The organism is Magnetospirillum sp. SS-4, assembly GCF_902729425.1.
Lineage (GTDB): Bacteria > Pseudomonadota > Alphaproteobacteria > Rhodospirillales > Magnetospirillaceae > Phaeospirillum.
In genome coordinates this window covers 172,923-192,382 of sequence record NZ_LR746531.1, presented here as the reverse complement: position 1 = coordinate 192,382, position 19,460 = coordinate 172,923, and the positions used below count along the sequence as shown (strand labels likewise).

At 66.2% G+C, this 19,460-nt stretch carries 25 protein-coding genes; 12 read left to right on the top strand and 13 right to left on the bottom strand.

Annotated elements, in window-relative coordinates; translation table 11 throughout:
* Window positions 1-142: 142 nt before the first annotated feature.
* The 13 genes from MTBSS4_RS21300 to MTBSS4_RS21240 form a co-directional block, all read right to left on the bottom strand.
* The gene (locus MTBSS4_RS21300; protein ID WP_173985373.1) at window positions 143-673 is read right to left on the bottom strand and encodes a F0F1 ATP synthase subunit B; all 531 of its coding nucleotides are present in this window, start codon (window positions 671-673) and stop codon (window positions 143-145) included.
* A complete protein-coding gene (locus MTBSS4_RS21295; RefSeq protein ID WP_173985372.1) occupies window positions 670-1,164 on the bottom strand; it encodes a F0F1 ATP synthase subunit B' in 495 nt (164 codons plus the stop codon). The genes MTBSS4_RS21300 and MTBSS4_RS21295 overlap by 4 nt, the downstream gene beginning before the upstream one ends.
* A gap of 119 nt (window positions 1,165-1,283) precedes the next feature.
* Window positions 1,284-1,508 carry a F0F1 ATP synthase subunit C gene (locus tag MTBSS4_RS21290; protein WP_173985371.1) on the bottom strand — a complete coding sequence of 75 codons (225 nt, stop codon included), beginning with the start codon at window positions 1,506-1,508 and terminating at the stop codon, window positions 1,284-1,286.
* A 51-nt stretch (window positions 1,509-1,559) separates the two neighbouring features.
* Window positions 1,560-2,303 carry a F0F1 ATP synthase subunit A gene (locus MTBSS4_RS21285; RefSeq protein WP_173985370.1) on the bottom strand — a complete coding sequence of 248 codons (744 nt, stop codon included), beginning with the start codon at window positions 2,301-2,303 and terminating at the stop codon, window positions 1,560-1,562.
* A gap of 12 nt (window positions 2,304-2,315) precedes the next feature.
* Window positions 2,316-2,669, bottom strand: coding sequence for an AtpZ/AtpI family protein (locus tag MTBSS4_RS21280; protein ID WP_173985369.1), 354 nt, complete (start codon window positions 2,667-2,669; stop codon window positions 2,316-2,318).
* A gap of 245 nt (window positions 2,670-2,914) precedes the next feature.
* Window positions 2,915-3,118 carry a hypothetical protein gene (locus MTBSS4_RS21275; RefSeq protein WP_173985368.1) on the bottom strand — a complete coding sequence of 68 codons (204 nt, stop codon included), beginning with the start codon at window positions 3,116-3,118 and terminating at the stop codon, window positions 2,915-2,917.
* Between the two features lie 70 nt (window positions 3,119-3,188).
* Window positions 3,189-3,743 (bottom strand): YceI family protein, encoded by a 555-nt coding sequence (locus tag MTBSS4_RS21270; protein WP_173985367.1) that lies wholly within the window; start codon window positions 3,741-3,743, stop codon window positions 3,189-3,191.
* Window positions 3,740-4,294 carry a cytochrome b gene (locus tag MTBSS4_RS21265; RefSeq protein ID WP_173985366.1) on the bottom strand — a complete coding sequence of 185 codons (555 nt, stop codon included), beginning with the start codon at window positions 4,292-4,294 and terminating at the stop codon, window positions 3,740-3,742. Before MTBSS4_RS21265 ends, MTBSS4_RS21270 begins: the two co-directional genes overlap by 4 nt.
* A gap of 6 nt (window positions 4,295-4,300) precedes the next feature.
* The gene (locus MTBSS4_RS21260) at window positions 4,301-4,900 is read right to left on the bottom strand and encodes a YceI family protein (RefSeq protein WP_173985365.1); all 600 of its coding nucleotides are present in this window, start codon (window positions 4,898-4,900) and stop codon (window positions 4,301-4,303) included.
* Window positions 4,901-5,003: 103 nt separating this feature from the next.
* A complete protein-coding gene (locus tag MTBSS4_RS21255) occupies window positions 5,004-5,405 on the bottom strand; it encodes a bacteriohemerythrin (RefSeq protein WP_173985364.1) in 402 nt (133 codons plus the stop codon).
* Between the two features lie 67 nt (window positions 5,406-5,472).
* The gene (locus tag MTBSS4_RS21250; protein ID WP_173985363.1) at window positions 5,473-7,296 is read right to left on the bottom strand and encodes a helix-turn-helix domain-containing protein; all 1,824 of its coding nucleotides are present in this window, start codon (window positions 7,294-7,296) and stop codon (window positions 5,473-5,475) included.
* 321 nt (window positions 7,297-7,617) lie between these two features.
* On the bottom strand, window positions 7,618-7,842 hold the full coding sequence (locus tag MTBSS4_RS21245; RefSeq protein WP_173985362.1) for a hypothetical protein: 225 nt from the start codon (window positions 7,840-7,842) through the stop codon (window positions 7,618-7,620).
* A complete protein-coding gene (locus MTBSS4_RS21240; protein WP_173985361.1) occupies window positions 7,839-8,720 on the bottom strand; it encodes a TauD/TfdA family dioxygenase in 882 nt (293 codons plus the stop codon). The genes MTBSS4_RS21245 and MTBSS4_RS21240 overlap by 4 nt, the downstream gene beginning before the upstream one ends.
* Before the next feature lie 230 nt (window positions 8,721-8,950).
* Here MTBSS4_RS21240 and dsrA point away from each other — a divergent pair, with 230 nt between their 5' ends.
* From dsrA to nrfD, 12 genes are all read left to right on the top strand, one after another.
* Window positions 8,951-10,201: a dissimilatory-type sulfite reductase subunit alpha gene (gene dsrA / locus MTBSS4_RS21235; protein WP_173985360.1), complete on the top strand. Its 1,251-nt coding sequence runs from the start codon at window positions 8,951-8,953 to the stop codon at window positions 10,199-10,201.
* 12 nt (window positions 10,202-10,213) lie between these two features.
* A complete protein-coding gene (dsrB, locus tag MTBSS4_RS21230) occupies window positions 10,214-11,284 on the top strand; it encodes a dissimilatory-type sulfite reductase subunit beta (RefSeq protein WP_173985359.1) in 1,071 nt (356 codons plus the stop codon).
* A gap of 11 nt (window positions 11,285-11,295) precedes the next feature.
* Complete coding sequence (gene tusD, locus MTBSS4_RS21225) at window positions 11,296-11,655, top strand: sulfurtransferase complex subunit TusD (protein WP_173985358.1); 360 nt, start codon at window positions 11,296-11,298, stop codon at window positions 11,653-11,655.
* A gap of 2 nt (window positions 11,656-11,657) precedes the next feature.
* A complete protein-coding gene (gene tusC / locus MTBSS4_RS21220; protein ID WP_173985357.1) occupies window positions 11,658-12,038 on the top strand; it encodes a sulfurtransferase complex subunit TusC in 381 nt (126 codons plus the stop codon).
* A gap of 66 nt (window positions 12,039-12,104) precedes the next feature.
* Window positions 12,105-12,413 (top strand): sulfurtransferase complex subunit TusB, encoded by a 309-nt coding sequence (gene tusB, locus MTBSS4_RS21215; RefSeq protein ID WP_173985356.1) that lies wholly within the window; start codon window positions 12,105-12,107, stop codon window positions 12,411-12,413.
* A 42-nt stretch (window positions 12,414-12,455) separates the two neighbouring features.
* The gene (locus MTBSS4_RS21210) at window positions 12,456-12,788 is read left to right on the top strand and encodes a TusE/DsrC/DsvC family sulfur relay protein (protein WP_173985355.1); all 333 of its coding nucleotides are present in this window, start codon (window positions 12,456-12,458) and stop codon (window positions 12,786-12,788) included.
* Between the two features lie 93 nt (window positions 12,789-12,881).
* Complete coding sequence (locus tag MTBSS4_RS21205; protein ID WP_173985354.1) at window positions 12,882-13,610, top strand: respiratory nitrate reductase subunit gamma; 729 nt, start codon at window positions 12,882-12,884, stop codon at window positions 13,608-13,610.
* A gap of 1 nt (window position 13,611) precedes the next feature.
* Entirely contained in the window at window positions 13,612-15,111 is a 1,500-nt protein-coding gene (dsrK, locus tag MTBSS4_RS21200) for a sulfate reduction electron transfer complex DsrMKJOP subunit DsrK (protein ID WP_173985353.1), read from the top strand.
* 23 nt (window positions 15,112-15,134) lie between these two features.
* Entirely contained in the window at window positions 15,135-17,090 is a 1,956-nt protein-coding gene (locus MTBSS4_RS21195; protein ID WP_173985352.1) for an NAD(P)-binding protein, read from the top strand.
* 2 nt (window positions 17,091-17,092) lie between these two features.
* Window positions 17,093-17,470: an Hdr-like menaquinol oxidoreductase cytochrome c subunit gene (locus MTBSS4_RS21190; RefSeq protein WP_173985351.1), complete on the top strand. Its 378-nt coding sequence runs from the start codon at window positions 17,093-17,095 to the stop codon at window positions 17,468-17,470.
* The gene (dsrO, locus tag MTBSS4_RS21185) at window positions 17,467-18,180 is read left to right on the top strand and encodes a sulfate reduction electron transfer complex DsrMKJOP subunit DsrO (protein WP_217425591.1); all 714 of its coding nucleotides are present in this window, start codon (window positions 17,467-17,469) and stop codon (window positions 18,178-18,180) included. The genes MTBSS4_RS21190 and dsrO overlap by 4 nt, the downstream gene beginning before the upstream one ends.
* 3 nt (window positions 18,181-18,183) lie before the next feature.
* A complete protein-coding gene (nrfD, locus tag MTBSS4_RS21180) occupies window positions 18,184-19,371 on the top strand; it encodes an NrfD/PsrC family molybdoenzyme membrane anchor subunit (protein ID WP_173985349.1) in 1,188 nt (395 codons plus the stop codon).
* The last annotated feature ends 89 nt before the right edge of the window (window positions 19,372-19,460 follow it).

The window sequence follows — 19,460 nt, the reverse complement described above, 5'->3', positions numbered from 1 at the left end:
CCCCGGAGTAGCCCACCTCCGGTCATGAGACTACCGAGCAAGGGAGTCTGTCAATCCGCGGATTACTTGACGCCCCAATAAACCAAACCCCCGCCGGACCATCGTCCGGCGGGGGCGGCTGTAACGATCTTGCCCGGTCAGGTCAGTGCAGCTTGCCCGACAGGTCCTTGATGGCGTTGTCGACCAGCGAGGCGGTCTGGGAGGCCGTCAGGCTGTCGCCGATCACCTTGCGGGCGGCGCCGATGGCGACGTCGACGGCGAGGTTCTGGACCTCCTTCACCGCCTGGGCCTCGGCTTGGGCGATGCGGTCCAGCGCCATCTGCTCGCGGCGCTTCATGGTGACCTCGAGATCCTTGGCCGCCTGCTGGGCAAGGCGCTCGGCCTCGGCCTTGGCGTGGGCGATGATCTCCTCGGCCTCCTTCATGGCGTCGCGCTGCTTGCGCTGATAGGTGGCCAGCATCTCCTGGGCCTCCTCGCGCAGCTTGTGAGCCTCGTCGAGGCGGGCCTTGATCTTGGCGGCGCGGGCGTCAAGCGCCGCGGCGATGCCGCGCGACACCGGCTTGTAGGCCAGGGCCACGATCATGAAAAAGGCGACGTTCACCCAGAAATGGGCTTCGGCGTAGAACGGGACGTGGGCGCCGCCGGCAGCGGCGGCATAGGCGGTCGAAATCATTTGCCGTGCTCCTCAAGGGCGCTCGCGACGGCGGTCTGCAACCGTCCGGCATCGGCGTCGGAGCCAACCAGCCGGGCGACGATGGAACCGGCCACATCGGCGGCGACATCGCGGACATTGGCCAGGGCCTCGGTCTTGGCCTGGTTGATGCGGACCTCTCCCGCCTTGATCTGCTCGGCCAGCCGGGCGGCGAGGGCGCGGTTGCGCTCGTCGGCTTCGTGGGCGAGGCGATCGGACGCCTCCTTGATGACGGCGTGGGCATGGGCCCGGGATTCGGACAGGGCCCGCTCGTACGCCGCCACGGCAGCCTCGGCCTCGGCCTTCAAGTGGGCGGCCTTGTCGAGATTGTCGTCAATCTTGCGCTGGCGTTCCTCGAGAACGGCTCCGATCTTGGGCAGGGCCACCGTGTTCATCAGCACATAGAGCGTGACGAAGGTCAGCAGCAGCCAGAACAGCTGGGGCGCAAAAAAGGTGGGATCGAATTGAGGCATCCCAAAGCTCCTGGACGGGTATTGATACCGACCCGAAATAGGTTCGGACCGGTCGGAGAACCGCGGCGGAGAGCGTGTCCCCGCCGCGGCGCCGACCTGTTCCGAAGGAGACTCTTCGCCTAGGCGAAGAGGATCATCAGCGCGACGACCAGGGCGAACAGCGCGATGGCTTCGGTAACGGCGAAGCCGATCCAGCCGTACAGTTCGACATTGGCCTTGGCGGAGGGATTGCGGCCGACGGTGGCGATCAGGCTGGACCAGATGTTGCCCACGCCGATACCCGAACCGATCATGCCGATGGCGGCCAGACCGGCACCGATCAACTTAGCAGCGCTCGCTTCCATTTACTCAACTCCTTCAGGAAAATACGGAACAGTGGGTTTGAACCAAGAAACTCAGTGCATGTGGATCGCATCGTGCAGGTAGATGCACGACAGGATCGTGAACACGTAGGCTTGCAGGAGGGCGATGCCGAACTCCAGCACCGTGATCGCCGACAGGAAGGCGAACGGAACCACACCGGGGACCAGGTAGAACGCGCCCAGCGACACCACGAAGCCGCCCATCACCTTGAGGATGATGTGGCCCACCGTCATGTTGGCGAACAGACGGACGGCGAGGCTGAACGGACGCGAGAAGTACGAGATCAGCTCGATGGGGATCAGGATCACCGCGGTCGCGATCGGCGCGCCCTCGGGGAAGAACATGCGCAGGTAATGGGTGCCGTGGCGGGCGAAGCCGATGATGGTCACGCCGGTGAACACCACCAGGGCCATGGCGAAGGTGACGATGACGTGGCTGGTGTAGGTGAAGCCGATCACCGGAAACGGGATCATGCCCAGCACGTTGCCGAACAGCACGAACATGAACAGGGTGAAGATGAAGGGGAAATACTTCCGCCCTTCGGACCCCACGTTGTCGCGCAGCATGCCGGCGATGAATTCGTAGAAGATTTCCGCCATGGACTGCCACCGTCCCGGCACCAGCGCGCGCGAGCGCACCGACAGCGTCAGGAACAGGGTGATCAGGCCGATGGACAGCACCATCATGGCCGCGGAATTGGTGAACGAGATGTCCAGTCCGCCCACGTTGAGCGGAACCAACGGCTGGATCTTGAACTGGTCGATCGGATTAGCCACTGCACGCCTCTCTCAAAGATCCCTTGTCCGTTCCGCCCGCCTCTGCGCCTGACCCAGGCCGACCGTGTCGTCCATCCCCCGCAGCAGGCGGAAGACATTCATGACGCCGGCAGCCCCACCCAGGAGCAGAAACAGCACCATCAGCCAGGGGGCGGTGCCCAGCCAGGAATCGAGAACCCAGCCGATACCGACGCCCACCATCACGCCAACCACCAGTTCGGCCCCGACGCGAAGACCAAGACCCATCCCGGTCGGCCGTCCTCGGCTTTCCGGTCCACGTCCCGAATCCTCTTCCTCCCTGGCGCGAGCGGCGCGCAGGCGGGCGTCAAGGTCATCCAGCGACGGGGGCGTTTCGGGGTCAGCCATTGCGGTGCATCCTCGATACTCCCCCTTCTGGCGCTGAGGTGCCAAAAGCGCGGGCACCATAAGGGGTAGCCCCACCCATGTCAAGACCGGAAACCGCCAGGAATAGGGCTATGTTTTGATTAGCTTTTTCAGGAATAAGCCGCCCTTGGAACCGGCATGGATGTTGCGGCGCGGCAAGATTTTCCCTCCCCGAAGGGGTGGCGGTCCCGGGACTCTCTGGCCCCATGCCGCGGGGCGTGGCCGCGTCACTGCCCGTTTCCGGAATGGCGCGGCGGGTCGGTGTCGCCTCCCTCGATGCCGTGGAAAAAGGCGAAGCGGAGCGAGGCCCGGAGAAAGCTGCCGCATCCCCCGCTCCGCGTCGTCGTTCTCGCCGCCGCCGACAGGCAGCGCGCGCCCCGCCGGTAATAGCAGTCGGCGCATTCGCGATGGTCTGGACCTGGTGGCGTCATCCGTTCCTCCCGTCTGGTTGGGGCGGGGCGGAGAATACGGATTTGGCGGCGGAACGGGGTGACAGGGATGTTAATCTTTTCTCGTCGCGGTCAGGTCGAAGGTCACCGCCACGTCCAGAGCCACCGTCTCGCCGGTCTTCCACGGTCCCTGGCCGATGCCGTAATCGGTGCGGATCAGGGGGAGGCGCCCCTTGGCGCGGGCGGTGGTTCCGGCGATGTCCAGGGTGAACGGCAACACGACGTCCTTGCCGATGCCGCGAATGGTCAGGCGTCCCGCGGCTTCGTAGGCATTGCCGCCGGTGGCGCGGAACCCGGCCGCCTCGAAGCGGGCGCGGGGGAAGGTCGCGGCGTCGAACCATTCCGCCTGGGGCAGGGAATCGTCCTTCTGACGGTCGCCGGTGGCGGCGCTGGTCATGTCGATGTCGACCACCACCCTGCCGGCGGCGGGGTTGGCGGGGTCGAAGTCGATTTTGGCGGTCCAGCGCTCGAACCGTCCCTCGAACGGGCTGCCGCCCTGGCTGCCGACGAAGCCGAGCCGGCTTGCGTTCCCGCCGCCCGCGCTCCATTCGGCGGCCTGGGCGGAGATGCTCCACAACAGGGCTGCGGCGACCAGGGCGGCCTTCATTGTTTCCTCCCGAATCGGGGCAGCATGCGACGCATGACGTCGTCTCCCAGCATGATGTGGTGGCGCAGGGCGGCGCCCACATGGGCGACCAGGGCGGCGATCATGATCCAGGCCCCGGCGGCGTGGGCGAGTTTGGCGCCGCCGTGGATGTCCCGGGGTAGCGGCAGGTGGGGCAGGGGAATGGTTCCGAACAGGAGCGTCGGAATGTTGAACGGCGAGGTCGACACCACCACCCAGCCTGCCAGCGGCAGGGCGAGCATCAGCAGGTAGAGAAGGTGATGGCCGGCATGGGCGGCCCGGCGTTCCCATCCGGCCATGTGGGCGGGCAGCGGCGGCGGCCGGTGCCCCAGCCGCCAGCCGAGGCGAACCGCCGTCAGGACCAGCACCAGGGCTCCGAAGGATTTGTGCATCTGGTAGAGCTGGAACTGGAGCGGCGAGCCGGGCTTTTGCGCCGTCATGACGAAGCCCATGGCCAGCAGGCCCAGGATAGCCGCCGCCATGGCCCAGTGCAGGGCGATGGCGACGGTGTCGTAACGCTTGGTGGCGGACATGGCGGGTTACTGGCGGATGAATTCGGCGCTGATGGTCAAGGTGACCTCGTCGCCCACCACCGGCAGGCCGTAGGTCAGGCCGAAATCGCTGCGCTTCAACCTGGTGGAGGCGTTGAAGCCGGCGATGTACTTCTTGTTCATGGGGTGGATGCCGGCGCCGTTGAACGTCGCGTCCAGGACCACCGTCCTGGTGACGCCGCGCAGGGACAGCTCGCCGGTGATCCGGCCGGTGGCCGGACCGGTCACCTCGATGGCGGTGCTCTTGAAGCTGGCGGTCGGGAACTTGGCGGTGTCGAACAGGTCGGGCGATTTCAGGTGGGCGTCGAACTTGGGAACCGTGGTGACGATGCCGTCCATGTTGATGCTGACCGCCAGGGCGCTTTGGGCCGGGGCCTTGGGATCGAAGCTCAAGGTGGCGTCGAAGTCGCTGAACAGGCCGTAGGAGGTGGAAAAGCCAAGGTGGTTGAAGGCGAAGATGATCTTGGCGTGGGTCTTGTCCACCTGGAACTGCCCGCCTTCCGCCTTGGCCGGATCGGGTGACGACTGGGCCAGGGCTGGAGCGGTGAAGGCAAGGAGGGCGGCAAGGGCGGCGGTTGCGAGCTTCATGGCGGTGACCTCTCGTGGCGACGATGTTGCGGCCAGTCTACATCGGTCCCGCCCCGGGACAATCGCGCCCCGGTGAAACACATTGTTTCTTGGGAGTGGACGGTCAGGCGGCGGGGGCGTGCGACGACAGGTGCCGGTGAAAGGCGTGGTCGTCGGTGCGGATATGGTCGATCAGCCATTGCTTCAGGGTCAGCAATCCGGCCGAGACCATGGTCAGCTCGCCCGACGCGAAATCCTCCATCACCCGCCGGGCCTGGTCGATCAGCCGGTCGTGGGCGGCTTCGTGGGCGGCGATGTCGGGATAGGCGTACAGCCGCATCAGCATCTGTTCGGACATGAAGTGGATGTTGGTGTAATCCACCAGCTGTTCCAGGATCACCAGCAGTTCCGGGTGGCTCTTGCCGGTTGCCAGGGCCTGTTCCAGCGCCACGAGCAGGCCGATCTGAATCTTGTGTTCCTTGTCCATGCCGTTCTGGCCGGCCGTCAGGCACTGATCACGATCCATGGCGTCTTCCCCGATGTCAGCCTTGCCGGGATGTAGAGAGTTATGGATGGAAATTCAACGGGAGCGATCAGCCTTTTTTACGCGGCCGGCGACCGGCATGGCCGGTGGCCTTGTCGGCGACCGGCGGCGGCAGCAGCACCGGCCGGCGTGGTTGCGTCTGTATCTGCGCCTCCATGGCCCGCTCGATCATCTGGGCGGTGGCGAGCACCTCGGCCAGCTTGGCGCGCAGCAGTTCGGCGGACAGGGGCTCGGGCTCCCTGGCGGCTTTCTTCCTGGTCTTGGGGGCGCTGAGGGCGCCGGCGCCGGCGGCGATGAAGGCGTCCACCCATTCGTCCAGCTTGGATTCGCGAATGCCCAGCGTCGCCGCCACCGTGGCGGCCGGTTCGCCCCGCAGCACCTTCAGCACCGACTGGCGCTTGATCGCCTGGGTGATGGGTGGACGCCGGGTTTTCGGCACCACCGTCAGGGCGGTGACGGTTCCCCTGGCCTCGGACGCGGCGGTTCCGGCCGGTGCGGCGCCGGGGCGCGGCAGGGCGATGCGCCCGCTCAGGGCGTTGGCGGGCTTGGCGCCGGTCTCGGCGGCGGCCGGCGGCGGCAGCGCCGCGGTGACCAGGACCGGCATCGGCCCCATGGCGACGGCGGGCAACGGCGGGCGCTGGCCGGGGGTGAGAACCGGCCGGCCGGTGGTGCCGATGCGGGTGGACGCGGGCAGGCGGGGGGCGATGCCGATGCCGGCCGGCACGGCGAGCGGCCGGGCGGCGGCGCTGAGCCTGGGGCCGGGGATCATCGGGCGGCGGGGCGGCATGCGCGCCGGCACGGCCGATGGCTGCGTCGCGGCCGATGGCGGCGGGGGGGATGGCCGGGCGGCCTGGGGCGGCGCTGCGGCGGGGGTGGGGGTGGCGGTCTTGGCGGCGGCGATGGCCTGATCCGCCAGTTCCGACGCCGGTATCTTCACCGGGGTGATGCGTCCCAGCGCCTGTCCCAGGTCTTCGCCGGCCGGGGCCGGAAGGGCGGGCTGCATCTTCTCCAGCAGCTTGGCCACTTCCTCGCGCATGGCGGCGGCGGTGTCGACGATGGGGGTGAAGCCGTGGCTGGTGACGACCTGGTCCAGGAAATCCAGGGACGTCCGGATTACTTCGACGGCCTGGGGGCCGCGCCCGCCCATATCCTGCACCGCCTTGCGCACCCGGTGGGGGATGCGCCGCAAGATGCCCTGGCGGCGGTTGGACAGAACCTTGAAGTTCAGCACTTCCATCATCTGCGGGGCGTGACGGGCCGGATTCATGGATTCGAACAGATACTCGATCAGTTCGATCTCGGGGAATTCCAGGACAAGGAAGGTCTGCTGGGATTTCTGCCAATTGGTGATGAAGTGGCCGATGGCGGTCAACTGGTCCGCCATTTCGTCCTCGAAGGTTTCCGGGTCCAGCATCCGCCATGCCCGTGCCGTCGCCAGGGGCAGGCGGTCGGGCGAGCCGAAGCCCTGGGCGAGCCGGGTCGCGACCGCCAGCAGGGCGCGGCTGCGGATATTGGACGAACCGAACTCGGCGAAGCAGTCCCGCACCATGTCGGCGGCGACGAAGTCCTTGTCGGGCAACTGGTTGCCCAGCAGCAGGGCCAGGCGGGTCAGGTCGGCCGGCAGCGTGGAATCGCCCTTGTCGGGGGTCTTGGCCAGGGCGGGGGTGATGATGCCGAGCGCGATGGACTCGGGCAGTTCCGGCGGTCCCGACGGCATCTGGAGAGGACGGGCGTGGATGCCTTCATTGCCGGGAAGTGGTTGGCGGGGCGTGGCTGGGTCGATCGCGAACAGCGGGGCGGTCAGCTCGGCCATGTGGCGCCGCAGCCATGCCGGCGCCCACCCGAGCAGGCGAAGCCCCGCGTTCCACCGCATGCGCCATGCGTGGATGCGGGATGAAGCCTCGCGATCCGGTGTTCCTTCCTTGCCCATTTGGCCAGTATGGCCCATAAATCATCAGCTGTGCAACTTTACTTAAGACAGAGGGTGAGGAATTTGCCTTGGTAAACAATTGGTAAATGCAGGTGATGAGCTTTTGTCACAGTAAGGATCGGAGCTATCGCTCCAGCATAGGATGTATCGTCGGATATTGCATACTTCCCCCCTTCTCCCACTAGGTCGGGTGTCCTGGTCGTTAAGCCGGATCAACCCTTTGTGATCGGCTGGGGGCTGTCGTGACAATTTGACACGGTTTCGTCAGCCCTTGCGCCACAGGATCATGGCCTCCAGCAGCGCGTCCACGGTCGGTTCGTCCAGGTCCAGGATGGTGAAGCGGGCGCGGCCCTCCTTGATGCGCAGGCGCATGAGTCTCAGGCCGCTGTCGTGGTCGACCCGCTGCACGGTGATCTCGCGGCTCCACGGTGCCGCCAGGGTGGCGAGCGTCGTGACTTTTTCCTCGGGGTGGCGTGTGTCGTCGGTCATGACTGATCCTGGATGCGGTCGTGGAAACGGGCCCGGTAGAGCAGGCGCGGGCGGGCGGAATCGTCGGCGAAGGGTTCGCGGGTGTGAAGCGGATTGTTGGAGACCAGCCCCTGGCCCGGTTGCAAGACGTGCTCGAAGATGAACGGGGATGGAGTCTCCAGCAGGCGCCGGATGGCGTCGGCGGCCGGGCGGGCGGCCTCGGACCACTCGATGCTGCGGGTCCGGGCGGTATAGCGCATGTGCAGGTTGCCCAGGCCGTCCACCGAGAACACCGGGCCGGTGGTGGCCGGGCGTTGCATGCCATCCTCGTCGTTGCCGGGAATGGTCATGGCGTCGGGCGCCATCAGGACCCGGATCAACTCCGGGTCCTCGTCGCGCAGCAGGATGTAGAGGATCTCGTGGTCCATCAGCCGGTTGGCGCCGCCTTGGGCCGCCGGGCGGGCGCAGTGCAGCAGCAGGGCGCGCACCGTCCGTTCCGGCGGATTGTAATAGCCGTCGGTGTGCCAGGCGATGGGCCGTTCGGTATAGGGGATATAGCGCGAGCGGATGCCGTCGCGGTGCACGCTGAGCGGCGTGACGCCGTCGTCGTCGGCGAGATGGTTGGAATCGAGGCCGGCAAGCCCGAACCGCCCGGCCAGCGCCCGCAGCGCGGCCTTGTCGTCGCGTCCTGCCTTGGGCGGCTCGGCGTAGACGGCCATGCCGGAATGGGCGACGCGCCCGGCCAAGGCGGCGTGTTCCGCATCGGACAGATGGGCGATGTCTTGCACCTCCACCACCAGGTCGGCCACCGAACGGGCGGCGCGGCTCAGCTTGGAATCGCGCCAGCGGCCATAGGCGGCGGCGTCGGCGAGATCGAAAACCCCCGGAAATCCAGACATCTTGCCTCCCTGCTCATTTTCATGCGGCTTCGCTAAAGAATCCACTTGGATCATGGTCGATCATAATATTATGATCCTTTAATGTAACGGGGCGCGCAAGAACGACCTCGACGCCAGGGACGGATCCGGGAAGCAAGCTTCCGTGGGATTGATACGGTTATCAACGGACGTGTGCGCCGGCCATCGCCGTGTGCCGTTCCGCAATGACGACGGGTAGGGAGCGAGAAGCAATGTCGAAAAAGATGCCCTCAACGCCGATGCTCGACGAGCTGGAGAAAGGCCCCTGGCCGAGCTTCGTCAGCGGACTGAAGCGGTTGGCCGATACCGAGGACAAGCCGCACGGCAACCTGATGAAGAGCCTGCTTGGTCAGCTGGAACACAGCTACCAGACCCGCAAGGGGTATTGGAAGGGCGGCACGGTCGGCGTGTTCGGCTATGGCGCCGGCGTCATCGCCCGCTTCTCGGAAGTGGCGTCGCAATACCCGGACTCGTCGGAATTCCACACGCTGCGCATCATGCCGGCGCCGGGCTTCTTCTACGATACCAAGACGCTGCGCCAGATGTGCGACATCTGGGAAGAGCACGGCTCGGGGCTGATCGCCCTGCACGGCCAGAGCGGCGACATCATGTTCCAGGGCTGCCGCACCGATCAGGTCCAGCCGGCCTGGGACAAGCTGAACGAGATGGGCTTCGACATGGGCGGCGCCGGCGCCGGCGTGCGCACTGCGGCCTCCTGCGTCGGTCCGGCCCGCTGCGAGCAGGCCTGCTTCGACACCCTGGAGGCTCACAAGACCCTCATCAACGACTTCACCGACGACATCCACCGGCCGTCGCTGCCCTACAAGATGAAGTTCAAGTTCTCGGGCTGCGCCAACGACTGCGCCAACGCCACCCAGCGGGCCGACGTCGCCATCCTCGGCACCTGGAAGGACGACATGCAGGTCAACCAGGCCGAGGTCAAGGCCAAGGTCAAGCAGCTGGGCCGCAAGGAATTCATCAACCAGGTCATCCGCATGTGTCCGACCCAGGCGCTGGGCCTGAACGACGACGACACTCTGGACGTGGACAACAAGTCGTGCGTGCGCTGCATGCACTGCATCAACGTCTGCACCAAGGCGCTGAAGCCCGGCAAGGAACGCGGCATCGCCATCCTGGTGGGTGGCAAGCGCACGCTGAAGATCGGCGACCTGCTGGGCACCGTGGTGGTTCCCTTCATGAAGCTGGAGACCGAGGAGGACTACGCCGCCCTGGTCGATCTCGCCCATCGCATGCTGGACTTCTTCGCCGACAACGCGCTGGAGCACGAGCGCACCGGCGAGATGATCGAGCGCATCGGGCTGGCCAACTATCTGGAGGGCCTCGACCTGCCGCTCGACGTCAACATGATCAGCCAGCCGCGCACCAACTCCTACGTCCGCACCGACGGCTGGGACGAGGAAGTGCGCAAGTGGAACGAAACCAAGTCCAGCGCGGCCGAGTAGGAGACAGCCACCATGAGCGAACTTCGTCGCCCCATCGAATGCGGCGTGCCGGATTCCAAGCAATTCATGCCTCCGGTCCTGGTCAGGAATTACGGCAAGTGGGCCTGGCACGACCGGCCCCAACCCGGCGTGCTGCGCCATGTCGCCGAAGGCGGCGATCAGGTGTTCACCGTCAAGGCCGGCACCCAGCGCCAGATGGACATCCATACCATCCGCAAGCTGTGCGACATCGCCGACCAGTTCTGCGACGGCCATGTCCGCTTCACCATCCGCTCGTCGGTCGAGTTCATGACCCCGGACGAAAGCAAGGTGAAGCCGCTGATCGACGCCCTGGAGGCCGCCGGCTTCCCGGTGGGCGGCACCGGCAACTCGGTGGGCTTCATCAGCCATACCCAGGGCTGGCTCCACTGCGACATTCCCGGCACCGACGCCTCCGGCGTGGTCAAGGCGCTGATGGACGAACTGGTGGACGAGTTCAAGCACGAGGACATGCCCAACCGGGTCAAGATCACCACCAGCTGCTGCCAGATCAATTGCGGCGGCCAGGGCGACATCGCCATCAACGTCCAGCACACCAAGCCGCCGGTGATCAACCACGCCCTGGTGTCCGGCGTCTGCGAGCGTCCGGCGGTGATCGCGCGGTGCCCGGTGGCGGCCATCCGGCCGGCCCTGGTGGACGGCAAGCCCTCGCTGGAAGTGGACGAGAAGAAGTGCGTGTGCTGCGGCGCCTGCTATCCGCCCTGCCCGCCCATGCAGATCAACGACCCGGTCAATTCCAAGATCGCCATCTGGGTCGGCGGCAAGCATTCCTCGACCCGCTCGAAGCCGATGTTCCACAAGCTGGTGGCGGCGGGCCTGCCCAACAACGCGCCGCGCTGGCCGGAAGTGGCCGAGGTGGTCAAGCTGATCTTGCGCACCTACAAGGCCGACGCCCGGCCGTGGGAGCGCATGGGCGAATGGATCGAGCGCATCGGCTGGCCGCGCTTCTTCGAGATGACCCAGCTGCCGTTCACCAAGTACCACGTCGACACCTGGCGCGGCGGCCGCGCCAACCTCAACGCCTCGGCGCATCTGCACTTCTAGGGTATCGGATCATGAAATTCGGCATTCTGGTCAACGAGGGCCCTTACAACCATCAGGCCTCGGATTCCGCTTACCAGTTCACCAAGGCGGCGCTGGAGAAGGGGCACGAGATCTTTCGCGTCTTCTTCTACTACGATGGCGTCAACAACGCCTCCGGCCTGGGACAGCCGCCCACCGACGACCGCAACGTGACCAGGAACTGGCAGAAGCTGGCCGAGGATCACAAGGTCGATCTGGTGGTCTGCGTCGCCGCCGCTTTGCGGCGCGGCATCGTCGAGAGCAATCTGGCCCCCGGCTTTCGCATCTCGGGCCTGGGCCAGCTCATCGAGGCCGGCATCCAGTCCGACCGCCTTGTGACCTTCGGAGACTGACCATGGACGAGATGGATAGCGGAATCGTCAAGAAGTTCATGTTCGTCAACCGCAAGGCCCCCCACGGCACGGTCTATGCCCTGGAAGTGCTGGAAATGGTGCTGATCTCGGCGGCGTTCGACCAGGACGTCCACCTGGCCTTCGTCGACGACGGCATCTACCAGATCAAGAAGGGACAGGCGCCGGCCGAGATCGGCTGCAAGAACTTCTCGCCCACCTATCGGGCGCTGGAAGGCTACGACATCGAAAAGCTGTACGTGGAAGCCGAGGGATTGGCCGAGCGCGGCCTGACCGAGGACGACCTGCTGGTTCCGGTCGAGGTCGTCAGCCGCGCCGACATGGGCAAGCTGATGGCCGAGATGGACGTGATCCTGACGGCTTGAGTTCGACCTTCGAGACGGCCCCGGCGGGCCTCCTCGGGACGAGGTGAGGGACAGAGGGAAAACGAAATGAGCATTCTTCATACCGTCAACAAGTCGCCGTTCGAGCGCAATACCCTCGAATCCTGCCTGGGCCACGCCCAGCCGGGCGATGCGATCCTGCTGATCGAGGATGCGGTGTTCGCCGCCATGGCCGGGACCGCCGTCGCCGGCAAGATGGCCGATGCCGCCAACAGTTTCCGCCTTCACGTCCTGGGGCCGGACCTGAAGGCGCGGGGTCTCGACCCCGCCAATGTGGTCGCGGGCTTTACCGTCGTCGATTACGGCGGCTATGTGGATTTGGCGGCGCAGAACAAGGCGGTCAACGCCTGGCTGTGACCATCGGGTAAATCAAGAGACAATCAGAGGAGAGGTTCGACCATGGCTTATACCAGCAACGGCGCCACCATCGAGGCCGATGAAGAGGGTTATCTGGTCAACATCAACGAGTGGACCGAGTCCCTGGCCGACCAGATCGCCAAGGACGAGGGCATCGCCCTTACCCCGGAGCATTGGGAAGTCGTGAACTTCCTGCGCGAATACTACTCCGAATACCAGATCGCCCCGGCGGTGCGCGTCCTGACCAAGGCCATCGCCAAGAAGATGGGCGCCGACAAGGGCAACAACAAGTATCTCTACGAGTTGTTCCCCTACGGTCCCGGCAAGCAGGCCTGCAAGATCGCCGGACTGCCGAAGCCGACCGGCTGCGTGTGATCAGGTGACCCCGGAGCGCGGGCGGTCTCGCCCGCCTCCGGTGGTGAAGGGCGGGCGAGGACGCCCGCGCACCGAAGTCTTGGGGGGCGGCTCGTGACGATATTCTTCGCCATACTCTTCACCGTGGCCACGCTGGTGCTGGTGGTCGGGCTGGGCCTGAAGATCGCCCGGTACGCCCGCACCCCGGCGCCGCTGAAGATCCCCACCACGCCGGCGCCCCTGACCGCGCCCGGCGTCGCCTTCCGCCTCGCCCGCGAGGCGGTGGTGTTCGAAAGCCTGTTCAAGGCCAACAAGCCGCTGTGGATTTTCGCCGCCCTGTTCCACTTCGGTCTGGCGGTGGTGCTGCTCCGCCATGTCCGTTACTTCGAGACCCAGGTGGGGCCGGTTATCGCCCTGATCCAGCCTTTCGCCGTGCCGGCCGGCCTCGCCATGCTGGCGGGGCTGCTGGCGCTGCTGGCCCGGCGCTTCGTCATCGAGCGCGTCCGCTACATCACCGGTCCCTCGGACATCCTGATGCTGGTCCTGCTGCTGGGCATCACCGTCACCGGCATGATGATGACCAACCACGTCCACACCGACGTAGTGGCGGTCAAGGCGTTCTTCACCGGCCTGCTGGCCTTCGAGCTGCGGCCGCTGCCCGCCGACCCGCTGCTGATCGTCCACCTGCTGCTGGTGGCGGCGCTGATGATCGTGTTTCCGTTTTCCAAGCTGCTGCATGCGCCCGGCCTGTTCTTCAGCCCGACCCGCAACCAGACCGACACGCCGCGCGAACGCCGCCATCTGTGCGATTGGGCGGCCAAGCTTGAAGAGAAGGTGAACTGAGATGGCCGCCCCCTTCGACACTCCCGAACTGGGCGACGTGGAGGAACGCCGGATTCCGGCGCTGAAGCCCGGCGCCATGGCCGAATCCAAGCCCTATGTCGCCGCCGCCGTCCATCAGGAACCGCTGGGCTTTCCCGGCGTGCTGGAGGACGGCTGGGAGAAGAAGGCCATCGGCCACATGGGCGAGCTGCTGTCCAAGTACCGCTCGCTCCAGGTGTTCATGGACATCTGCGTCAAGTGCGGCGCCTGCACCGACAAGTGCCATTATTTCCTGGGCACCGCCGATCCCAAGAACATGCCGGTGGGCCGCGCCGACCTGTTCCGCTCGGTCTATCGCCGCTATTTCACCCCGGCCGGCAAGATCGCCCCCGGCCTGGTGGGCGCCCGCGACCTGACCAGGGACGTGCTGGACGAGTGGTACAACTACTTTCACCAGTGCTCGCAATGCCGCCGCTGTTCGGTCTACTGCCCCTACGGCATCGACACCGCCGAGATTTCCATGGCGGCCCGCGACATCATGGATTCCATCGGCCAGGGCCAGAAGTACTGCAACGAGATCATCGGCAAGGTCCACAAGATCGGCAACAACCTGGGCCTGCCGGCTCCGGCGCTGCTCGACACCCTGGAAGGGCTGGAAGAAGACATCGAGGCCGATACCGGCGTGCCGGTCAAGCTGCCCATCGACGTTCAGGGCGCCGAGGTGCTGCTGGTCACCCCCTCGGCCGACTTCTTCGCCGAGCCGCATGTCCTGGGCCTGATCGGCTACGCCAAGGTGTTCCATGCCGCCGGCGTGTCGTGGACCTTGTCCACCAAGGCATCGGAAGCCGGCAATTTCGGCATGTTCATCGGCAATTACGAGCAGATGCGCAAGATTTCCATGCGCGTCCGCGAGGCGGCGCTGGAACTGGGCGTCAAGCGCATCATCTTCGGCGAGTGCGGCCACGCCTGGCGCGTCGCCTATTCCTTCCTCAACACCCTGGCCGGGCCGTGGGACTTCCTCGATCCGCGCTATCCGGTGCCGCAGCACATCTTGGAATTCACCAACGACCTGATCGAGCGCAAGGGCGTCAAGCTGGACAAGTCGGGCAACGACGGCATGGTGCTGACCGTCCACGATTCCTGCAACGTGGCGCGGGGCGCCCGCATGGGCGACCGGCCCGGCGGCCAGTTCACCATCCCGCGCGCGGTGATCAAGGCCAGCGTGCCGAAATTCGTCGACATGCACCCCGACACCATCTGCGAGAAGACCTTCTGCTGCGGCGGCGGCGGCGGCCTGCTGACCGACGAGTTGCTGGAGCTGCGCGTCAAGGGCTCGGCGCCGCGCATGGAGGCGCTGAAGGCGGTGGTCGAGCAGGAGGGCGTCACCCACATGGCCGCCATGTGCGCCATCTGCAAGGCCCAGTTCACCAAGGTTCTGCCGTATTTCGGCCACGACCGCGAGATGGTGGTGTCGGTTCACCAACTGGTGAGCAACGCCATCATCCTCGGCGACAACGACTAAAAAAGTTACCAGGGAGAGAGACCATGGCTGCCAAAACCACCGCCAAGGCCACCACCGAGGGCATGAACTTCCGCCGTTACAAGGACGGCGATTCCAAGCCGGGCGCCTGGCAGGAGGAAATCTTCAAGGCCAGCTGGTCGCACAAATGCCCGACCTACGTGCTGCGCACTCCGCCCTGTTCGGGGTCGTGCCCGTCGGGCCACGACATCCGGGGCTGGCTGGACATCGTCCGCGGGCTGGAAAAGCCGCCGGCCGGAATGGCCATGCAGGAATACGCCTTCCGCCGCATGGTCGAGGCCAATCCGTTTCCCGCCGTCATGGGCCGCGTCTGTCCCGCCCCTTGCGAGCAGGGCTGCAACCGCAACGTGGTCGAGGAGCATGTGGGCATCAATTCGGTCGAGCACTATATCGGTGACTGGGCCATCGCCAACAAGCTGACCCTGCCCAAGCCCGAGACCGAGACCGGCAAGAGCGTGGTGGTGATCGGCGGCGGCCCCGCCGGCCTGTCGGCCGCCTATCACCTGCGCCGCGCCGGCCATGCCGTGACGGTGATCGAGGAGAAGGCGGAACTGGGCGGTTATGTCCGCTATGGCATTCCCGGCTACCGCACGCCCCGCGAGGTGCTGGACGCCGAGATCGGCCGCATCGTCGACATGGGCGTCACGGTACGCACCTCGTGCCGGGTCGGCCGCGACGTCACCGTCGCCGAACTGGAGAGCCAGTTCGACGCCATCTTCTGGGGCGTCGGCACCCATTCCGGACGCGGCCTGCCGATTCCGGGCTGGAAGGACACCGCCAATTGCGTCTCGGGCGTCGCCTTCCTGAAGGCCTTCAACGAAGGCCGCCTGCAACACGTTCCCGGCCGCATCATCGTGGTCGGCGGCGGCGACACCTCCATCGACGTGGCCTCGGTGGCGCGCCGCCTCGGCCACATCAAGCAGGTGTCCGAGCAGGATCGCATCGATCACGTCATCCTGGGCCAGGTCGCCCACGATGTCGCCGCCTCGGCATCCCGCGAAGGCGCCGACGTCACCCTGACCTCGCTGTTCCCGGTGGAAAAGATGTTCGCCGCCCAGCGCGAGATCGACGATGCCAAGCGCGAAGGCGTCGACATCAAGGGCGGCATCATGCCGCTGGAGGTGGTCAAGGGGCCGGACGGCCGCGCCACCGGCCTGAAACTGTGCCAGTGCACCATGGACGGCATGACGCCCACTCCCATCGCCGGCACCGAATTCGTGCTGGACGCCGATTTGATCGTCTCGGCCATCGGCCAGAGCGGCGAACTGGCCGACCTGCCCGAGATCGACAACGGCAAGGGCTTCATCAATGCCGACAAGACCATGCGGGTGCCGGGCAAGCCCAAGCACTTCGTCGGCGGCGACATCGTGCGGCCGCATCTGCTGACCACCGCCATCGGCCATGGCCGGGTCGCCGCCTCCAGCATCGAGGAATTTCTCGACAAGGGCGATGTCGGCAAGCGCCCCAAGGTGGACGTCCATCACTTCAATCTGCTGGAGAAGCTGCGGGAAGGCAACCTGTCGCCGGCTCCCTACGATGTCGGCGCTACCCGGGGCACCGATCAGGCCAGGTTCGCGGTTCACAATTTCGAGAACCGCGCCCCCAACGAGATCGTCACCCACGAGGACCTGTTTCTCGGCCACTTCACCCGCGTCGCCCGCAACCATCGCGGCGAGGTTCACATCGCCGCCGACGAGGTGATCGGCAATTTCTCGGAACGGCTGGTGCCGCTCTCCGACCAGGCCGCGGTGGACGAGGCCAAGCGCTGCATGTCCTGCGGCCTGTGCTTCGAATGCGACAATTGCGTGGTGTTCTGCCCGCAGGGCGCGGTCGGCCGGGTCAAGAAGGCCGAGCGCACCACCGGCCGCTATGTGGAAACCGATTATTCCAAGTGCATCGGCTGTCATATCTGTCGCGATGTCTGCCCCACCGGCTACATCCAGATGGGGCTGGGGGAATAGGGATGCTGGCGCGGCTGCTGCTGGGACTGCTGATGATGGCGAGCGCGACGGCGGCCCTGGCGGCCGAGCCGCTGGCCCTGCCCAAGGCCAAGGGAGGCACGACCTGCGTCGAGGCGCCGGCGGTGATGCGGCGCGACCATCCCGACATGCTGAAGCATCAGCGCGACGAGACCATGCGTCTCGGCATCCGCGGCGCCAAGGCGTCGCTGAAGGAATGCGTCGCCTGCCATTCCACCGCCGCCGCCGACGGCGCGCCTCGGCGCGTCGACGATCCCGGCCAGTTCTGCCAGTCCTGCCATGCCTACGTGGCGGTCAAGCCCGATTGCTTCGAATGCCACGCCGCCGTTCCCGGGCAGAAAACCGCCGGAGGCGCGCCATGACCCAGCTTTCCCGCCGTCAGGTCCTGCTCGCCTCGGGCGCGGTGCTGATCGTATCCGCCGCCGAGGCGGCGGACAGCCAATCCGTCCGGGGGCAGCCGGCCAGTTCCGCCCGGCGCTGGGGCCTGCTGATCGACACCGCCAAATGCGCCGCCGATTGCACAATCTGCGTCGACGCCTGCAAGGCCGAGATGGGGCTGACGGGGCATGACCGGCCGCTGACCGACGCCCAGTATGTCCGCAAGGTCAACGTCAAGGACCCCGCCAGCGGCCACACCCACTCGCTGCCGGTGATGTGCCAGCATTGCGCCAAGCCGCCCTGCGTCGACGTCTGTCCCACCGGCGCCTCCATGAAGCGGGCCGACGGCATCGTGCTGGTGGACCGTCACATCTGCATCGGCTGCCGCTATTGCATGATGGCGTGCCCCTACAAGGCGCGCAGCTTCGCCCACGAGGCGCAGACCGGCCAGCAGCCGCACCTGCCGCGCGGCAAGGGCACGGTGGAGGGGTGCACGCTGTGCGTCCACCGCGTCGACGAAGGGCGTCCGCCGGCCTGCGTCGAGGCCTGCGCCGCCAAGGCCAAGGGCGCCATGCTGTTCGGCGATCTGAAGGATTCGTCCAGCGACATCGCCCGGCGGGTGGCGCGCGAGGCCACCAGCCGCATCCGCGCCGACCTCGGCCTTGATCCGGCCGTGCGCTACCAGGGGATTTGAGCGATGGTCAAGACCCGCTACTCCGAAGTCAAGGCGTTCACCCCCGGCTGGCTGGCCCTGGCCGGCGGCCTGGGCGCGGTCATCGTCGCCGCCCTGGGCGCGGTCTGGTACATGGAGCACAACGGCCACTGGGTCACCGGCATGACCAATCAGGTGGTGTGGGGCGTGCCGCATGTCTTTGCCGTGTTCCTGATCGTCGCCGCCTCGGGGGCGCTCAACATCGCCTCCATGGGCTCGGTGTTCGGCCGCGAGCCCTATCAGCCGCTGGGGCGCATGTCGGGGCTGGTGGCCGTGGCCCTGCTGGCCGGCGGCCTGGCGGTGCTGGTGCTCGACCTCGGCCGGCCGGACCGGCTGGTGGTCGCCATGACCCACTTCAACTTCAAGTCTATCTTCGCCTGGAACGTCATCCTCTATTCCGGCTTCTTCGCGGTGGTGGGCGTCTATCTGTGGACCATGATGGACTGGCGCATGAAGCGCTTCTACAAGCCGGCGGCGCTGGGCGCCTTCCTCTGGCGGCTGATCCTGACCACCGGCACCGGCTCCATCTTCGGCTTCCTGGCGGCGCGCGAGGCCTATGGCGCGGCGGTGATGGCGCCCCTGTTCATCGCCATGTCGTTCGCCTATGGCCTGGCGATCTTCATGCTGGTGCTGGTGTTCGCCGGCAAGACCACCCGCCGGCCGGTGGGAGACGACCTGCTGGCGCGCATGATCCGGCTGCTGGGGCTGTTCGTCGCCGCCAACCTTTATTTCGTCGTCATCCATCACCTGACCCAGCTTTACTTCGCCGGCCGCGGCGGGGTGGAGGCCTTCATCCTGGCCGGCGGCGGCGTCTACACCACCCTGTTCTGGGTGGTTCAGGTCGGCCTGGGCGGCATCTTGCCGCTGGTCATCGCCTTCGCCGGCTGCAAGCATCCGCCGCGCCGCCGCGCCGTCATGGCCTCGCTGCTGGTGGTGGTGGGCGGACTGGCCCAGGTCTACGTCCTGATCATCGGCGGCCAGGCCTGGCCGCTGGACCTGTTTCCCGGCATGGAGACCTGGTCAAGCTTCGCCGACGGCCGCATCCACGCCTATGTTCCGACCCTGGCGGAAGTCATGCTCGGGCTTGGTGGAGTCGCCATCGCGGCGATTATTGTCTTGATGTTTGTCACGGTTCTCCGCTTTCTTCCCGACGATATGGGGAGTATGCAATAGGTGTAGTAATAATCCATTATTACGGTGTTCTTTTCTCCCCATACTGATGTATGGGACTGTTAACGAAATGTTGCGATTTGTTCCTGATT

What these genes read in the sequence shown, in the direction of transcription:
- MTBSS4_RS21290 (WP_173985371.1), bottom strand. Translation starts at nt 1,508, where the DNA reads ATGGAAGCGAGCGCTGCTAAGTTGATCGGTGCCGGTCTGGCCGCCATC.
- MTBSS4_RS21280 (WP_173985369.1), bottom strand. Translation starts at nt 2,669, where the DNA reads ATGGCTGACCCCGAAACGCCCCCGTCGCTGGATGACCTTGACGCCCGC.
- MTBSS4_RS21260 (WP_173985365.1), bottom strand. Translation starts at nt 4,900, where the DNA reads ATGAAGCTCGCAACCGCCGCCCTTGCCGCCCTCCTTGCCTTCACCGCT.
- dsrK (WP_173985353.1), top strand. Translation starts at nt 13,612, where the DNA reads ATGGCCGCCCCCTTCGACACTCCCGAACTGGGCGACGTGGAGGAACGC.
- MTBSS4_RS21210 (WP_173985355.1), top strand. Translation starts at nt 12,456, where the DNA reads ATGGCTTATACCAGCAACGGCGCCACCATCGAGGCCGATGAAGAGGGT.
- MTBSS4_RS21245 (WP_173985362.1), bottom strand. Translation starts at nt 7,842, where the DNA reads ATGACCGACGACACACGCCACCCCGAGGAAAAAGTCACGACGCTCGCC.
- MTBSS4_RS21195 (WP_173985352.1), top strand. Translation starts at nt 15,135, where the DNA reads ATGGCTGCCAAAACCACCGCCAAGGCCACCACCGAGGGCATGAACTTC.
- tusB (WP_173985356.1), top strand. Translation starts at nt 12,105, where the DNA reads ATGAGCATTCTTCATACCGTCAACAAGTCGCCGTTCGAGCGCAATACC.
- MTBSS4_RS21250 (WP_173985363.1), bottom strand. Translation starts at nt 7,296, where the DNA reads ATGCGGTGGAACGCGGGGCTTCGCCTGCTCGGGTGGGCGCCGGCATGG.
- MTBSS4_RS21270 (WP_173985367.1), bottom strand. Translation starts at nt 3,743, where the DNA reads ATGAAGGCCGCCCTGGTCGCCGCAGCCCTGTTGTGGAGCATCTCCGCC.
- MTBSS4_RS21300 (WP_173985373.1), bottom strand. Translation starts at nt 673, where the DNA reads ATGATTTCGACCGCCTATGCCGCCGCTGCCGGCGGCGCCCACGTCCCG.
- tusD (WP_173985358.1), top strand. Translation starts at nt 11,296, where the DNA reads ATGAAATTCGGCATTCTGGTCAACGAGGGCCCTTACAACCATCAGGCC.
- nrfD (WP_173985349.1), top strand. Translation starts at nt 18,184, where the DNA reads ATGGTCAAGACCCGCTACTCCGAAGTCAAGGCGTTCACCCCCGGCTGG.
- MTBSS4_RS21295 (WP_173985372.1), bottom strand. Translation starts at nt 1,164, where the DNA reads ATGCCTCAATTCGATCCCACCTTTTTTGCGCCCCAGCTGTTCTGGCTG.
- MTBSS4_RS21265 (WP_173985366.1), bottom strand. Translation starts at nt 4,294, where the DNA reads ATGTCCGCCACCAAGCGTTACGACACCGTCGCCATCGCCCTGCACTGG.
- dsrO (WP_217425591.1), top strand. Translation starts at nt 17,467, where the DNA reads ATGACCCAGCTTTCCCGCCGTCAGGTCCTGCTCGCCTCGGGCGCGGTG.
- MTBSS4_RS21190 (WP_173985351.1), top strand. Translation starts at nt 17,093, where the DNA reads ATGCTGGCGCGGCTGCTGCTGGGACTGCTGATGATGGCGAGCGCGACG.
- dsrB (WP_173985359.1), top strand. Translation starts at nt 10,214, where the DNA reads ATGAGCGAACTTCGTCGCCCCATCGAATGCGGCGTGCCGGATTCCAAG.
- MTBSS4_RS21275 (WP_173985368.1), bottom strand. Translation starts at nt 3,118, where the DNA reads ATGACGCCACCAGGTCCAGACCATCGCGAATGCGCCGACTGCTATTAC.
- MTBSS4_RS21255 (WP_173985364.1), bottom strand. Translation starts at nt 5,405, where the DNA reads ATGGATCGTGATCAGTGCCTGACGGCCGGCCAGAACGGCATGGACAAG.
- MTBSS4_RS21240 (WP_173985361.1), bottom strand. Translation starts at nt 8,720, where the DNA reads ATGTCTGGATTTCCGGGGGTTTTCGATCTCGCCGACGCCGCCGCCTAT.
- tusC (WP_173985357.1), top strand. Translation starts at nt 11,658, where the DNA reads ATGGACGAGATGGATAGCGGAATCGTCAAGAAGTTCATGTTCGTCAAC.
- dsrA (WP_173985360.1), top strand. Translation starts at nt 8,951, where the DNA reads ATGTCGAAAAAGATGCCCTCAACGCCGATGCTCGACGAGCTGGAGAAA.